Source organism: Bacillus sp. GbtcB10 (assembly GCF_019091365.1).
Classification (GTDB): Bacteria; Bacillota; Bacilli; order Bacillales; family Bacillaceae; genus Bacillus; species Bacillus altitudinis.
The window spans coordinates 100254-115038 of record NZ_JAGXJP010000005.1 but is presented as its reverse complement, the minus strand read 5'-3'; the positions used below and the strand labels follow the sequence as shown (position 1 = coordinate 115038).

Annotated in this window: 14 protein-coding genes; 9 read left to right on the top strand and 5 right to left on the bottom strand. The window is 43.4% G+C overall.

The window, feature by feature from the left end; genetic code table 11:
* Window positions 1-8 precede the first annotated feature (8 nt).
* Window positions 9-1226: a multidrug effflux MFS transporter gene (locus KVT11_RS16990; protein ID WP_017358619.1), complete on the bottom strand. Its 1218-nt coding sequence runs from the start codon at window positions 1224-1226 to the stop codon at window positions 9-11.
* Between the two features lie 211 nt (window positions 1227-1437).
* Here KVT11_RS16990 and KVT11_RS16985 point away from each other — a divergent pair, with 211 nt between their 5' ends.
* Entirely contained in the window at window positions 1438-1974 is a 537-nt protein-coding gene (locus KVT11_RS16985; RefSeq protein WP_008342165.1) for a GNAT family N-acetyltransferase, read from the top strand.
* A 57-nt stretch (window positions 1975-2031) separates the two neighbouring features.
* Here the strand turns inward: KVT11_RS16985 and KVT11_RS16980 are convergent, their stop codons facing one another.
* Window positions 2032-2238, bottom strand: coding sequence for a hypothetical protein (locus tag KVT11_RS16980; protein ID WP_008342164.1), 207 nt, complete (start codon window positions 2236-2238; stop codon window positions 2032-2034).
* Between the two features lie 114 nt (window positions 2239-2352).
* On the opposite strand from KVT11_RS16980, the gene KVT11_RS16975 reads away from it, so the two are divergent.
* Entirely contained in the window at window positions 2353-2889 is a 537-nt protein-coding gene (locus tag KVT11_RS16975) for a ribonuclease FAU-1 family protein (RefSeq protein WP_017358618.1), read from the top strand.
* Between the two features lie 37 nt (window positions 2890-2926).
* Here KVT11_RS16975 and KVT11_RS16970 read toward each other — a convergent pair whose 3' ends face one another.
* On the bottom strand, window positions 2927-4540 hold the full coding sequence (locus KVT11_RS16970; RefSeq protein WP_223255657.1) for a S8 family peptidase: 1614 nt from the start codon (window positions 4538-4540) through the stop codon (window positions 2927-2929).
* A 188-nt stretch (window positions 4541-4728) separates the two neighbouring features.
* Here KVT11_RS16970 and KVT11_RS16965 point away from each other — a divergent pair, with 188 nt between their 5' ends.
* The 3 genes from KVT11_RS16965 (at window position 4729) to KVT11_RS16955 (ending at window position 7925) form a co-directional block, all read left to right on the top strand.
* A complete protein-coding gene (locus KVT11_RS16965; protein WP_116307366.1) occupies window positions 4729-6213 on the top strand; it encodes an amidase in 1485 nt (494 codons plus the stop codon).
* 45 nt (window positions 6214-6258) lie between these two features.
* Window positions 6259-6822: a TetR/AcrR family transcriptional regulator gene (locus tag KVT11_RS16960; RefSeq protein ID WP_079920288.1), complete on the top strand. Its 564-nt coding sequence runs from the start codon at window positions 6259-6261 to the stop codon at window positions 6820-6822.
* Window positions 6823-6902: 80 nt separating this feature from the next.
* Window positions 6903-7925 (top strand): quercetin 2,3-dioxygenase, encoded by a 1023-nt coding sequence (locus KVT11_RS16955; RefSeq protein ID WP_035390571.1) that lies wholly within the window; start codon window positions 6903-6905, stop codon window positions 7923-7925.
* Between the two features lie 278 nt (window positions 7926-8203).
* On the opposite strand, the gene KVT11_RS16950 is transcribed toward KVT11_RS16955, so the two are convergent.
* The gene (locus KVT11_RS16950) at window positions 8204-8641 is read right to left on the bottom strand and encodes a MarR family winged helix-turn-helix transcriptional regulator (protein ID WP_007498406.1); all 438 of its coding nucleotides are present in this window, start codon (window positions 8639-8641) and stop codon (window positions 8204-8206) included.
* Window positions 8642-8903: 262 nt separating this feature from the next.
* Here KVT11_RS16950 and KVT11_RS16945 point away from each other — a divergent pair, with 262 nt between their 5' ends.
* The 4 genes from KVT11_RS16945 (at window position 8904) to KVT11_RS16930 (ending at window position 13301) form a co-directional block, all read left to right on the top strand.
* Entirely contained in the window at window positions 8904-10412 is a 1509-nt protein-coding gene (locus KVT11_RS16945) for a class I adenylate-forming enzyme family protein (protein ID WP_116307368.1), read from the top strand.
* 66 nt (window positions 10413-10478) lie between these two features.
* Window positions 10479-11861: an amino acid permease gene (locus KVT11_RS16940; protein WP_017358611.1), complete on the top strand. Its 1383-nt coding sequence runs from the start codon at window positions 10479-10481 to the stop codon at window positions 11859-11861.
* Window positions 11862-11961: 100 nt separating this feature from the next.
* On the top strand, window positions 11962-12327 hold the full coding sequence (locus tag KVT11_RS16935; protein ID WP_008342155.1) for a VOC family protein: 366 nt from the start codon (window positions 11962-11964) through the stop codon (window positions 12325-12327).
* Between the two features lie 113 nt (window positions 12328-12440).
* Window positions 12441-13301 carry an alpha/beta fold hydrolase gene (locus KVT11_RS16930; protein ID WP_217609090.1) on the top strand — a complete coding sequence of 287 codons (861 nt, stop codon included), beginning with the start codon at window positions 12441-12443 and terminating at the stop codon, window positions 13299-13301.
* Between the two features lie 39 nt (window positions 13302-13340).
* Here KVT11_RS16930 and KVT11_RS16925 read toward each other — a convergent pair whose 3' ends face one another.
* Window positions 13341-14768 carry an alanine/glycine:cation symporter family protein gene (locus KVT11_RS16925; protein ID WP_046342539.1) on the bottom strand — a complete coding sequence of 476 codons (1428 nt, stop codon included), beginning with the start codon at window positions 14766-14768 and terminating at the stop codon, window positions 13341-13343.
* Between the last annotated feature and the right edge of the window lie 17 nt (window positions 14769-14785).

Genomic DNA, 14785 nt, shown 5'->3' with positions numbered 1-14785 from the left:
AGACCCGCTTATGCGGGTCTTTTTTTCGCTCTGGCAACAAAGAAAAAATAACAGCAGAGTGCGCCAAGGTCACAGAGCATAATAATCAGCCCCATTGGAAAGGCTGTTTGGCTTCCAGCTAAGCCGACAAGGGGTGTCATGCATGCGCCAAGAAGCATTTGTGCCACACCGATGAGGGCAGCGGCACTTCCAGCATGCGCACCGTGATGCTGCATCGCAAGAGAAGGAGCAGACGTGCCGACAATCCCAACGCTAGAGACCACAAAAAAGAGCGGAATGAGGATGCCATAAAGCCCTGCATCAATAGAGATCATCACACACAAGGTGACGCCTCCTAAAGCAGCTGTCAGCAGCCCAATGCGAAGGACTTTCTCCTCACCAATTTTCGCAGCAACGCGGGCAAATACTTGTCCGGCTGTGATGATGCCAAGACTATTCACCGCAAAGGCAGCACTGAAGCCCTGCGGAGAAAGGTTGAAAATCTCCTGCAGTACAAACGGTGATCCAGAGATATACGCAAACATGGCGGCGAAGACAAGCCCTTGTGAGAGAGCATATCCGACAAAGAGTCGATCGCTCGCTAGAATTTTCATCGCACCTAGGATCTGTTTGAAGCCTCCAGTCTGTCTGCGTTCCACAGGTAAGCTTTCTTTCAATGAAAACATCGATCTTAGGAGCATGAGTGCCCCGAGGATTCCTAGCAGAACAAACACACCCTGCCACGTCGTGAACCGTAACATTTGTCCGCCCACGATCGGTGCCGCAGCTGGAGCCACTCCGTTGACTAACATGAGCAAAGCAAAGAATTTCGTCATTTCTGAGCCTTCATAATGATCTCGTACGATGGCTCGTGCAATGACAATGCCTGCTGATCCAGCAAGTCCTTGAATCAGCCTTAAAAGAATGAATGTCCAAATTGATGTGACCACTATGCATAAAAGAGAGGCCGCAATAAAAATGATTAATCCAATCATGAGCGGCTTTCTTCTGCCGACTGTATCACTGATTGGACCTGCAATCAGCTGTCCAAGCGCAAGTCCAATCAAACAAGCCATGAGACTTAACTGAGACAGCGCCGTGCTTGCTTCAAAGTCACGGGCGATATTAGGTAAAGCAGGTAAATACATATCCATTGCCAGCGGTGCAAGGGCTGTTAAAGAGCCAAGAAGCGCGGCAAGGAGGAATCGATTTTTTTTCGATTCTTGGGGATAAGATAAAGAATTCATATGATGCCACTCCTTGTATACGTCCTCAAATCAGCATAATGAATCAAGCTTTCCATTTCAATCAAAATTTTCAAAGAAAATTTCGTGCAAAATAATTGATCTTTAAAAGAAGACTCTTTACATTGAATGAGTAGAGAAAAGAATCAGATCATAGGCATGCAGTGATTGCATGATACGTATATCCATTCATAGACAAACAGGAGGTGCTGGCATGGAGCAGCAAGAGTTGATCATTCGTCAAGCAGTGAGTGAAGATCATGAGGCGATCACACATGTGCTGATCAAATCATACGCACAGTATGAGCCTCAATTTACAGAGGAAGGCTGGCAAAATTATTCTGCAGCCTTGCGAGCGGCTGTAGATAACCCAAACATGGAGTTGATGCTTGTGGCCGAGCTTGAGGGCAAGGTCGTGGGGACCCTTCAAATGTTCCGATCATCAGAACAGGCATATGACAAGCCGGAGATGGGCATTACTTCAGCGATTGTCCGGTTTTTAGGGGTAGATCCTGATGTGAGAGGAAAAGGTATTGCAGAGTCATTGTTGCGTAAAAGTATAGAACTGACGCAATCGTGGGGCGAGAACGTCCTGTACCTTCATACGTCGGATAAAATGCAGGCCGCCATTCGTTTATATGAAAGAATGGGCTTTGAACGGGCACTTGATAAAGAATTTGTGAATCAAAATGGGACGCATGTGAAGAGCTATCAGTATGTGATCAAAAAAGAACAGCCGGCTGGCTCATAACACGCTGCATAAGAAGAGGAAGAGCATGTCCTGCATGGACGGGGCTCTTCCTCTTTCTCATGATACCCATACGTTCAGTGCCATATATGAAAAGCACCATGAGATTAATCCGAACATGACAAAGAATTTCAACACATGTTCATAAGGGGTCAGCTTTCGATCTCTTTTCGTTTTCACCAGCCGCCAGTAAAGGGCATAGCCACAAAAAACCAAGATGATTTGTCCGAGTTCTGCTACGGTTTCGATGATTGTGATTCCGTTCATTTGTTTTCACCTCACCATATGTCTTCCATAGGCAGCAGCAGTGAACCTTTATTTCTTCAAAAGAAAGCAGTGTATACTAGAATAAGAAGTAGATGCAGAAGGGGTTGTGACCGATTGTTTCCGCTATATGCAAATTCTTGGGATGACGTCATTGAGAGAAAAATCAAATACGATGATCAGGTTGTGGAACATACGTGTCAGCTGTTAGACGCACAGGAGCAGCAAGTCGTGTTGTTTCATAAAATTCAAGAACCATTTACAATGGTTGCTGGTGATGGCACTGTCACGATTCCAAAAGGGAGTTATACGACCGCCTATTATTGGACGGATCGGCCTTACAATGTCTATTTTTGGCGGGATGATCAAGGCAATGAACTTGGCTCTTATGTGAATATCGTCAGACATACATGGTTTGAAGAACGGACGGTTGTTTTTGAAGATTTATTGATTGATCTACTCGTTCTTCCGAATGGTGATTTCTTTGTTTTGGATGAAGATGAACTGCCGGAGAGTTTAGCTTCCTTTGAACACGGCTCGGTTCATCGAGCACTCCGTGATGTCATCCATTCGTTAGCGCACATCCTCGATCAAGTGAGGCTGGATGCGAAAGGGAAATATCATCACACCCTGTTTCAGAAGATGTTGAAATAGAAAAAACGATTCCTTGCTGAAAGGAATCGTTTTTTTATCAAACCTTGATCCGGTTGATTCGTTTTTGTAAATCAGTTTTTGTTTTAGATGCTTTTAGTTGTTTGACCGCACTTTGAGCGGTTGCTTTTGTTTTCTTTGTTCGTTTGGCTTCGGCTTTTTTGACTTTTTGTTTGGCATCTGTCACTTTCTTTTGATAGGCGACTTGTTTTTTGACTTTGTCGAGCCGGTTTTGCAGGCTTGTTTTTTCTTTGCCTTTGGATAGCTTTTTAATGGCCGTTTGGGCACTTTTAATCGAGCCTTGGGTTTTACTTTTTTCAGCTGATTTGACCTTCGCTCGTGCGTCACGAATATCAATGGCTGTTTGGACTTTTTTGACTCGGTCAGTGAGTGCGGTTTTTTGCTTGCTGGCAGTGAGTCTGCCAATTTTCGTTTTGGCTTGATCAACATCTGTCTGTTTTTTAGATGTTTCGGCTGTCTTGACTGCGCTTGTCGCAGCCTTTAAAAAGGTTGACTGCGGCACATATTGCACGCGGCCATAGCCGAATTGTGGATCTTTTCCTTTTGCACCAAGATCCACTGTATAGCTGCGCAATAAAGTGCGGAGCTGAACATTTGTTTTCTTAGGATGTAGCTGTTTTAAGAGCGCCAGCATCCCTGTGACATGCGGTGCCGCTTGTGATGTACCCGTGGCATACCAATATTCATTTTTCAAATAGGTACTGATGACGTTCTCGCCGGGAGCGGAAAATTCAATTCCTTTCCCCGTATTAGAGATGGAGGCGAGTTTGTCTTTGTCTGTCGTTGCGGAAACAGCAATGACGCTATTGTATGCGGCAGGATAACTAATCCCATTCTTCTTTCCATCATTTCCACTTGCAGCAACGACCAGCAGTCCTTTTTTGTATGCTTCATCAACTGCTGAACGTAAAATCGGAATGTTATCTTCAAAAGCTAGACTTAGGTTGATGATGTCCATCTTATTGCTAATCGCCCAATCAATGCCTCGGAGCAGACTGTATAAGTCGCCCTCTCCTTTTTTATCTAATACTTTTACAGCATACAGCTTCACACCAGAAGCGACGCCGACCGTACCGTAATCATTATTGAGCGCCCCAATTGTACCGGCGACATGTGTTCCATGTCCTTCATCATCTTTGTAAGAAGACGTGTAATCGACGAATGATTTACCGCCGGCTACCTTTAAATCTTCATGTGGGAAAATACCAGTATCGAGAACGGCTACTTTCACATTTTTCCCTGTCACGCCTTCTTTGATTGCTTGCTTTACATTGAGCTTCTGCAAGTTATAAGATTTTTGTACCAAAGCATCCTGACCAGTAGCAGCAGCCGTTTTTTTCACGGTAGAAGCAGCGAGTTTGACCCTGACGTTTTTTGAAACATAAGCGATGTTCGGGTCTTTTTTAAGTGAGGTGACAGCTTGCTCATCTGCTGTCACTGCTACAGCTGGAAGGTGTATGTATTGAGCGTTCACTTTTTCACTTTCTTGAATAGCCGTCTGTTTTCCTTTTTGATTTTTATAGACGATGATGACATCTGTTTCTTTTGGTGGTGCAACTGCCTGCGAATGGAAGGGCAAAGCAGTTGTCAAAGCAAGAAGAAACGCGATGACCACGACGATTTTCTTTTTCAAGGCAATGGCTCCTTGCATATGAGGTGACCTCCGTCTTTTTTTCTTTATTATATCGGAGAAATAAGATAGATGGTTAGAAGAATCATAGTCTAGAAAGAAAGTTTTTTTCACACGTATCCCGAAATTGAATTTCATAGAATTCTAGTAGACAATAGAGAGATCATAATATGAGAAAGAAGGACATGCCGATGAATGTAAAAGAGTATATGACGTATGATGCGACGGGACTGGCGTCACTTGTGCAGAAAAAGCAGGTCACGCCCGAAGAGCTTGTACAAGCTGCATTTGCTAGATTGGAAGAAGTGAATCCAGTACTAAATGCGGTGATTCAGACAAGGCGAGATCAAGTGTTCAAAGACATGAAGTCACTAGATGCGGATCAGCCGTTTGCTGGTGTTCCGTTTGTGTTGAAAAATATATCGCAGGGGCTGGAGCATGAACCTTTGACGGCGGGTGCTTTGCTGTTGAAGGATGTAAAGGCGCAAACAGATTCCCACTTTGTCCGTCGATTGAAGCAGGCTGGGCTCCTCATGATCGGTCATACGAACACACCTGAATTCGGATTGAGAAATGTGACAGAACCCTTTTTATATGGTCCGACGAGAAACCCTTGGAATGCTGACTATTCTCCGGGCGGTTCAAGCGGCGGGACGGCAGCAGCTGTGGCAAGCGGCATCGTACCGGCGGGTGGAGCGAGTGATGGCGGAGGGTCTATTCGGATTCCGGCATCCTTTACTGGTTTATTTGGACTCAAGCCAACAAGGGGGAGAACACCGGTCGGCCCGGGTGCAGGAAGGCAGTGGCAAGGAGCTTCCATTGACTTTACGCTCACAAAAACAGTTCGAGACAGTGCAGCCCTGCTTGATTTGCTTCAAGTCATTCAGCCAGAGGCTGCGTTCCAAACGCCATTATATGACGGTAGCTATCAGGAGGATTTGGTGAAACGAACCTCTTCTATGCGAATTGCTTACAGTGTAGACTCTCCAGTAGGCACGAAGGTGAGTGAGGAAGCAAAGCAGGCAGTCTTGAACACTGTGAAATGGCTGAGTGAACAAGGGCATCAAATAGAGGAAGCGAAGCCGGACATTGATGGTGTCCATCTGATGCAGCAATATTATGTCATGAACAGCGGTGAAATGTCTGCCTTATTTACCTCTCTGGCTCGTTCATTCGGGCGTCCGGTGAAGCCTGAGGAGACAGATATTGTGGCATGGGTACTGGCGGAAGCAGGAAAAAATGTGACAGCTGCTGCTTATACAGAAAGTCTTGATGCATGGGATATGGCCGCTGCAAAAATGGCCGCATTTCATCAAACCTACGATCTATATGTGACCCCAGCTACTGCCTATTCGGCTCCAAAGGTTGGCGAGCTGATGCATAACGATCAAGAAATTGCTGCATTGTTACGTGTGTCATCCCTTTCAATGCAAGCACAGCAGGATCTGATTTATGAAATGTTCCTCAAGAGTTTGATCTACACACCATTTACACAGCTGGCTAACCTAACCGGCCAGCCATCTATGAGTGTGCCAGTTCATCTCACAGAAGCAGGCATGCCTTTAGGCGTACAGGTGACAGCACCGAAAGGAAAAGAGGACTGGCTGCTCAGACTGGCGTCAGAAATAGAATCATCCTCATTATGGAAAGGAACGCATCCATTACTGAATCAATAATACAATGGCATCGACGTTGGTCTATGGAGGAAAGGAGTGTCACACGTGAGTACGAAGGACAAAATCATTCAAACGGCCGCACTTCTTTTACGTAAACAGGGGTATCATGCGACAGGGTTGAATCAAATCATTCGAGAGAGCGGCACGCCGAAAGGATCTCTTTATTATTACTTTCCAAATGGAAAAGAAGAGCTAGCCATAGCAGCCGTTGAATATATTAGTCAAAGGGTCATCGATCAAATTGAAGCAAGCTTTGCCTATTCTGATGACCCATATGTCGCCGTCGATCATTTTATGACAAATATTATTCGGGGTTTTATGGAGCAAGAAAGTGAAAGAGGGATACCGATTGTCTTACTGGCGGCAGAGTCAAAACCTGAACATACAAAACTTCATGCTGCATGCAAACAAGAAATGATCCGCTGGCAAGAGCTTGTCAAAAAAAAGCTGATGAATAGCGGATATGATGAAATAAAAGCGGATGAGCGGGCATCTCTCCTTCATTCAATGGTCATCGGCGGATTATCAATGACTACTGCATTAAAGCAAACGACACCTTTAGAGCACGTAAAATGTTACCTTAGACACTTATTTATGCGAGAAGAGTAAAATCTCTCGCATATTGCCTATCTATTATATCAATTGGTCTATATAATAAAGATAGTCAATTAGTCATGAGGAGTGATGGGATGTCGGAGCAACCACAATCGATCAAGCAATCCGAAGATACCTCTTTTTATACCGTGTCCGGTTCGGGGGAGCTGTATGGTTTGGAAAATCAGCTTGTACATGTGCTGGCAGAAGCAAATCAAACAAATCAACTGTTTGAGCTTGTCTTAATCACAGGTGGGAAAGGTGCTTACTTTCCGCTGCATTGTCATGAGACGCTATTTGAAACCATCTTTGTGCTGGAAGGGAAGCTGGAAGTGATACTGGACGGTAAAAAGTATATGGTGACGGCCTGCGATTATATTCATATTCCGCCCAAAACAATTCATGGCTATAGAATGCATAGTCACAAAACAAGGTTTATTTCTTATACACTGGGCGGACAAATGACAGATGTCTATCAGCAAATCGGAAAGAGGCTGTTGCAGAATGAATGGCCGATGACTGATCACCCATTTGATGCAGACAGCTTTCATCAGGCTGAAAAAGAAAGCGATATCATATTGATGCACGGCATTAGGGAGCTATCCAATACAACCAAGCCAGCTGTTTTGTTTCATAGTCAGCTCCCGCGCGCAGTGCAGCCATATGTGCTGGAGGCTGGTGAAGGAAAGCAATACATGGTCGAAGGTCAGCTTCATGAGCTGATTGCGACAACGGAAACAACAGGAGACGGATTTAGTTATTTTGTGATTGAAGGGACAAAGGGAAAAGGATTACGTTCGCATTATCATGAAATGCATACAGAAGCACTTTATTGTGTTGAAGGCAGAATCAATCTTCAGTTAAACGGAGAAAATATTTGCTTGATGCCAGGGGATTTTGCCTATATTCCTCCGAATACCGTTCACTTGTATGAATTCGTGTCTCATTCAAATAAAATGTTGGTTTTGCTGCTGCCTGGCTATATTGAGCAAGTGTTTGAACAATTTGAAGAAGCACAAAGTCCAGGTATGTGCCCTTATTTTATACAGGAAGGGAACATGATGGAGGGTGGGGAGACCTCTGCTCAGTATGATTTGGTGTTTGTCGAAGATAAATAGCTGTGTAACGCGTTACACAGCTTTGAATAAACAGCCTGTCGAATCAATCGGCGGGTTATTTTGTTTTCCCTTGTGGAACAGCATCCCTATTTACATGCATGAACCCTCGCATTCGGTGTCAGTCCTGCGTGCTGGTGCTCATTAATGTCACATTCACTCCGCGCCAGTACGTGTCCTTCCTAGACTGCAAAGGTTTTCTATCACGCTAAAAGAAAACAAAGGGCTAAAATAAAGTTCATTTTAGCCCTTTGTCAAAAATCTGAGGCTTAGGATAATTCCTAAGCCTTTAATGTGCGCTCGTCCATCATTTTTTCGATTAATTCAAAAAATGTTTTTTTATCTTCTTCTGATAGGTGATTGAACAGTTGATTGACAAGCAGCTGACGATTGTCGATCATTTGTCTGGCGATTTGTTCACCTGATTCAGAGAGTGTAATCCATACCGTACGGCGGTCATTGTTATTTCTAGAGCGGATAATCAGCCCTTCATCTTCTAAGTGATTGAGAGCGGTTGTTGTTGCGGAGGGAGATAATGAAACTTCCTGCAGAATATTTTTCACAGTACATGATTGATGGCGGTAGATGATGCGTAAAATAAACCCTTTTACATTCGTGACGTTTTTCGGGATATTCTCTTCATCTATTCGTTTCGTCGCCTTTAAATACTTTGTCAGTGCATGGTCTAACAAACTTGCCTCTAGCTCGAAATGTTGCATTCTCCATACCTCTTTTCCTATTGCATTCGCATTTTCCGATCAATTACTAGGTCTATCTTATCATAATAAGCATCATCATTTAAACCAAAATGGAAGACGGCTATAAAATTACCTATATTATCAATTAATAAAAGGAACAATTCCAAAATGAAATGATTTTACTTTCACCTCTTTTTATTTTAGAATGTGAATGAGATAAAATCTGCCAATCCAATTCACTGGAAATTGGCTATTGGACATCAAACGTTTGGAGATGAAGATATTGAATACTTTACAGGCATTACTAAACGACAGAATGGAACGCTCTTCACAAATTGAAGCGGTAACTGGCGGAGGTGTGTCTTATACATTTGAAGAATATGCAAAACGCATTGATCAGCTGGCGCATTACTTACATCGTAAAGGAATTCGAAAAGGTGACCGGGTGTGCTTTATTTGTCAAAACCATCATCACTTTTCTACGATTATGCTGGCAGCCATTAAAGCAGGTGCAGTCGCCGTACCGCTTAGCTGGCAACTTACCTCTTTTGAGCTAGAAGGTATCTTGAAAAAAGCAGAGCCAAAGGCTTTATTTTTTGACCGTGAATTCCGCGACATCATTGCGGCAGTGAATGTGTCTTTAGAAGATTGTCTCATGGTGGAATCTGGTGTCAATGCGAAAACAACACAGCTGTTTGAAGACATATTGGCGTCTAATGATGGCATTGATCTTGCTGAAGAGGTATCAGAAGAAGATTTGGCCATGATTTTATTCACCTCAGGTACAACAGGCAATCCAAAAGGCTGTATGGTCGGACATGGACGAATCTATCAATTTTTAACACGACGTGGGAATCGAGGATTTGATCTGAAAGGAAAACGGTACTTGGCAAGTCATCCGCTGTATCATATGAGTTCTATTAATCACTTGATTGCAGCTGCAATTGAAGGGTATACGTTAGTCTTCTTACATGATGCAACACCGAAACGCATTTTAGAAACGATTGAGAAAGAAAGAATTACGTTTATGATGGCTTTCCCATCAGCTTATACGTACATGCTAGAAGAAATGAAGCGCGGTTCGTACGATCTCTCATCTTTTGAAATTGCGATTTCTGGTGGTACGAAGGTACCGGTACGCTTAATTAAAGATTACAAAGAAGTAGGCATTCAGATGATGCATGGCTATGGAAGTACAGAAGCGTGGGTTGTGAGTGCGTGGCATCCAGCGATGGGCGAGGATAAGATGGGCTCTGCTGGTAAAGTGGATCCGGATGTAGAAGTCAAAATCGTGCATCCTGAGACAGAGGAGGCGCTCCCAGCTGGAGAAATTGGTGAGGTCGTCATGAGAAGCCCATTTTATTTCTTAGGCTACTATCATCAACCTGAAGCGACAGAGAAAGTGCTCAAAGATGGCTGGTTCCATATGGGGGATGCAGGCTATCTGGATGAAGACGGTTTTCTTTATATCACAGGGAGATACAAAGATGTGATTCTATACGGTGGGGATAATATTTATCCTGACCAAGTGGAAGAGGTCATTGATCAAATTCCAGGTGTAATTGAATCTGCTGTCATTGGGGTACCAGATGACTTATATGGTGAAGTACCAAGTGCGTATATCGTAAAAGACGAATCTGTCGATTTCTGCGAAGAAGATGTGGTGAATTACTGCAAGGAACGTTTAGCAGATTACAAAGTGCCATCCATTCATTTCACGCAGGATCTGCCAAAGAATAAACTTGGTAAAATCATGAAGAAAGATTTACGTGAATTGGTTGTGAATGCGTAGGACCTATTCTGCTATAATGAAATTTGAATGATTTTTTGTTTTTCTAACGTTTTGGAGGGAAAGGGTTTGCGACATATACTTCGTAAGAAACACATTCACGATTTGTTAGAACAGAGCAGACAGCAAAAGGTAAAGAAAACACTAGGCGGGCTCGATCTCACGCTCCTTGGCATAGGGGCTGTGATTGGGACGGGGGTCATGGTGTTAACCGGAATTACAGCAGCTAAAGATGCAGGACCGGCTGTTATTTTCTCCTTTGCGATCGCAGCGATTGTGTGCAGTTTAGCAGCACTTTGTTATGCAGAAATGGCTTCCGCGCTGCCTGTGTTCGGCAGTGCGTACATTTATTCATATACCACAATGGGTGAACTCGTAGGTCATCTCATGGGATGGACGTTATTATCTGTTTATATGCTGACTGCTTCAGCTGTAGCGAGTGGCTGGTCGAGTTATTTTAACAGTCTGCTGGAGGGGTTTGGAATCTCAATTCCACATCAATTTTTAGCTGGTCCAGAACAAGGCGGATATATGAATTTGCCAGCAATTATCATTGCTTTACTCATTGCGTGGATCCTATCTAGAGGAACGAAAGAAAGTAAAAAATTCAATAATATCATGGTGTTTGTGAAACTTGGCATTATTGTTCTTTTCATTGTAGTAGGTGGTTTTTATGTAGAGCCAGCCAATTGGCAGCCGTTCATGCCGTTTGGTACGGAAGGGATTATTGCTGGAGCCGCTGCTGTGTTTTTTGCCTTTTTAGGATTCGATGCCATTTCGGCTTCTGCAGAAGAGGTGAAAAATCCACAGCGGAACCTGCCAATTGGCATTATTGGTTCATTGCTCATTTGTACGATCATTTATATTGTCGTTTGTTTGGTCATGACAGGCATGGTGCACTATACGAAGTTGAATGTGACAGAGGCAATGTCTTATGTATTGCAAAGTGTCCATCAACATAGCGTGGCTGGTATTATTTCTGTCGGTGCTGTGATTGGATTGATGGCTGTGATTTTCGCCAATAATTATGCGGCAACTCGAATTGCTTTTGCGATGGGGCGGGACGGGCTCTTGCCTAAAGTGTTTTCAAAAACAAACAAAAGTGATACACCTGTTGCCAGTATATGGGTGATTGGCGGGATGACAGCTGTTATTTCAGGGTTTATTGATTTGAAGGATCTGTCCAACCTAGCCAATATCGGTGCATTATTAACGTTTGCGATGGTGAGCTTATCCGTACTCATTTTGAGAAAGACACATAAACAGCTGGAAAGGGGATTCCGGGTTCCGTTTGTACCGGTTTTGCCAATTATCTCGATGGGCTGTTGTGTGTTCCTGATGCTCAATTTACCAGGCCGGACATGGCTGTACTTCGGGGTTTGGCTGATGATCGGTGTCGTCATGTACGCAGCATATTCTAACAAACATAGTGAATTAGCGAAATCTGCTTGAGAAAAAGGTGCAAATCCGTTGACGATTTGTGCCTTTTTTCATACGATTTGGGATAAGCTATATAAGAGATAATGAACGGAACAAGAGGAGGATGAGGGAAATGATCAGCGTTAGTCCTTATATTGTCGTAGAAGACGTCAAAGAATCTCTTCAATATTATCAAGGAATTTTTGGCGGAGATATTCGTATCTTAAATGAACATCAAGACCGTGTATTGCATGCTGAGCTACACCTTGGAGAATCACTGCTCCACTTTTCAGATACATTTGGCCGCACACCAAAACCGGAGAATCTTCGATTGATCATGCAGTTTGACAATGAGGAAGAGTTAAAGGCTGTATACGAGGCGCTTGAAGCTGACGGAGATGTCCTTGTAGAATTACAGGATACGTTTTTTGGCGCACTTCATGGACAAGTACAAGATCGGAAGAATGGTCTGATATGGGTGCTGAATTATATGAAATAAATAAAGACCTTCACCCTTGTGAAGGTTTTTTTGTGAGTGTTTTTATTTTCTGAAAAATGGAAAATATGCTATGTTGGAAGAATGATAAGACATGGGGAAAGGGTGGAAAAGGAATGGATCAAGTTGAGTTTCAATATATTCAAACAAACGGCATAAAGCTCCATACAGCAATGGCTGGTCCTGAAGATGGCCCACTGCTGGTTCTGCTGCATGGATTTCCTGAGTTTTGGTATGGTTGGAAAAATCAAATCCTCCCCCTGGCTGAGGCGGGGTATCGTGTCGTTGTTCCTGATCAAAGGGGATACCATCTGAGTGACAAACCAGAAGGAGTCGAATCATACGTCTTAGACAAATTAAGAGATGATATCGTGGGATTAATTAAGGCGCTGAGCCCAAATCAAAAGGCTATTGTCGGGGGACATGATTGGGGCGGAGCGGTTGCTTGGCACCTTGCTTCAACCCGTTCTCAATATGTAGAGAAATTAATCATCGTCAACATGCCGCATCCGCGTGTGATGATGAAGGTTCTTCCGTTTTATCCGCCGCAGTGGAAGAAGAGCTCTTATATCGCATTCTTTCAGCTTCCAAATGTACCGGAGGCAGCCCTTCAAGAAAATCACTTTCAAAGACTGGATGAAGCCATTGGAATATCTGCTAGACCTCATTTGTTTACAAAAGAAGATGTCTCAAGCTATAAGTTGGCATGGACGCAACCTGGAGCCATTACGTCCATGTTGAATTGGTATCGAGCGATTAAAAAAGGCGGCTTTGAAAAACCGATTTCCAAACGAATTCTCGTTCCTGTCCGCATGATCTGGGGAATGGAGGACAAGTTTTTAAGCAGAAAGCTCGCAAAAGAAACGATTAAAATTTGCCCAAATGGACAGCTGATTTTTGTCGATGATGCCACTCATTGGATCAATCATGAGAAACCAGATGTCGTGAATAAGCTCATACTCGAATTTTTGACATAAAGAAATAAGCTCTGATCATATGACCAGAGCTTATTTGTTTTATCCGATTTGATTCTTTTTCAAGGAAACAGGTTCGTCGTCCCAGCATTCAATCTGTTCATTGTTCGGAACGGCGTTTTTATAGAAAACAGGATCTTTGCCTTCTTTTTTCTGTCGCATGTAATCCTTCAGTGCTGCAAAGGCGACTTTAGACAGCATGGTAATGGCAATGAGGTTGACGATGACCATGAGACCCATGAATAAGTCGGCCAGACCCCAAACGAGAGGAACAGTGGCAATGGCTCCGAATAGAACCATGCCAATGACAGCCACACGATAGATGTTGAGCCAAATTTTATTCGCTCCCAAGAATTCAATGTTCGTTTCACCATAGTAATAGTTACCGATTAACGTACTAAAAGCGAATAAGAAAATCATGATCGCTAGGAATCCAGAAGCCCAAGGCCCAATGTGCTGACTTAATGAAGCCTGAGTTAGCTCAATTCCTTGCAGATTGGTTGTTTTATACGCATCAGAGAACAGGACAAGAAAGGCTGTGCTTGTACATATAATTAACGTATCTGTTAACACACCAAATGCTTGGATTAACCCTTGTTTGACGGGGTGGCTCGTGACAGCAGTTGCTGCTGCGTTAGGGGCGCTACCCATACCGGCTTCGTTTGAGAAGAGACCGCGTTTAATCCCTTGTAACAATGCTCCACCTAGTGTACCGCCGGCAAACTGTTCAAATCCGAAAGCGTGCTTCACAATCGTACTGATGACACCTGGCAGTTCAGTAATATTTGTGACAATCACAAAGAAAGCAATCCCGATGTAAGCAACGGCAAGAACCACGACAATATATTCAGATGCTTTTGCAATCGCTTTGATCCCTTTGAAAATAATCGCTGCAAAAATAACAGCCATAACGATTCCGACAGTTAAGCGATCTAGACCAAAAGAGTTTTGAAAAGCGACGGTGATTGTATTTGATTGCACTGCGTTAAAGACAATCCCAAAAGAGATCGTGATCAGGATGGCAAATAAAATTCCCATCCAGCGCTTGTTTAACCCTTTTTCCATATAATAAGCAGGTCCACCGCGGAATCCTGTTTTATCTTTTACTTTATACACCTGAGCTAGTGTACTTTCAACAAAGCTCGAAGCAGAACCGATAATCGCTACGATCCACATCCAGAAGATTGCGCCAGGTCCACCGATCGCAATAGCGATAGCAATCCCTGTGATATTCCCTGTTCCGACACGTGCTGCCATACTGATGGCAAATGCTTGGAACGGTGAGATTCCCTCTTTTTCTTTTCTTCCTTCTTTTAGAACACGCAGCATTTCTTTCAGCATTCTGACTTGCAAGAAGCGTGATCTATATGTGAAGTAGACCCCTACTCCAAGTAACAGAGCAATGACAAGATAAGTCCAAATAAAATCATTTGTAGTTGTTAAATAAGATAGCAAAGCTTTTTCGTTCATAACATCACCTCTTCGAA

What these genes read in the sequence shown, in the direction of transcription:
- KVT11_RS16990 (WP_017358619.1), bottom strand. Translation starts at nt 1,226, where the DNA reads ATGAATTCTTTATCTTATCCCCAAGAATCGAAAAAAAATCGATTCCTC.
- KVT11_RS16985 (WP_008342165.1), top strand. Translation starts at nt 1,438, where the DNA reads ATGGAGCAGCAAGAGTTGATCATTCGTCAAGCAGTGAGTGAAGATCAT.
- KVT11_RS16980 (WP_008342164.1), bottom strand. Translation starts at nt 2,238, where the DNA reads ATGAACGGAATCACAATCATCGAAACCGTAGCAGAACTCGGACAAATC.
- KVT11_RS16965 (WP_116307366.1), top strand. Translation starts at nt 4,729, where the DNA reads ATGAATGTAAAAGAGTATATGACGTATGATGCGACGGGACTGGCGTCA.
- KVT11_RS16955 (WP_035390571.1), top strand. Translation starts at nt 6,903, where the DNA reads ATGTCGGAGCAACCACAATCGATCAAGCAATCCGAAGATACCTCTTTT.
- KVT11_RS16950 (WP_007498406.1), bottom strand. Translation starts at nt 8,641, where the DNA reads ATGCAACATTTCGAGCTAGAGGCAAGTTTGTTAGACCATGCACTGACA.
- KVT11_RS16935 (WP_008342155.1), top strand. Translation starts at nt 11,962, where the DNA reads ATGATCAGCGTTAGTCCTTATATTGTCGTAGAAGACGTCAAAGAATCT.
- KVT11_RS16930 (WP_217609090.1), top strand. Translation starts at nt 12,441, where the DNA reads ATGGATCAAGTTGAGTTTCAATATATTCAAACAAACGGCATAAAGCTC.
- KVT11_RS16925 (WP_046342539.1), bottom strand. Translation starts at nt 14,768, where the DNA reads ATGAACGAAAAAGCTTTGCTATCTTATTTAACAACTACAAATGATTTT.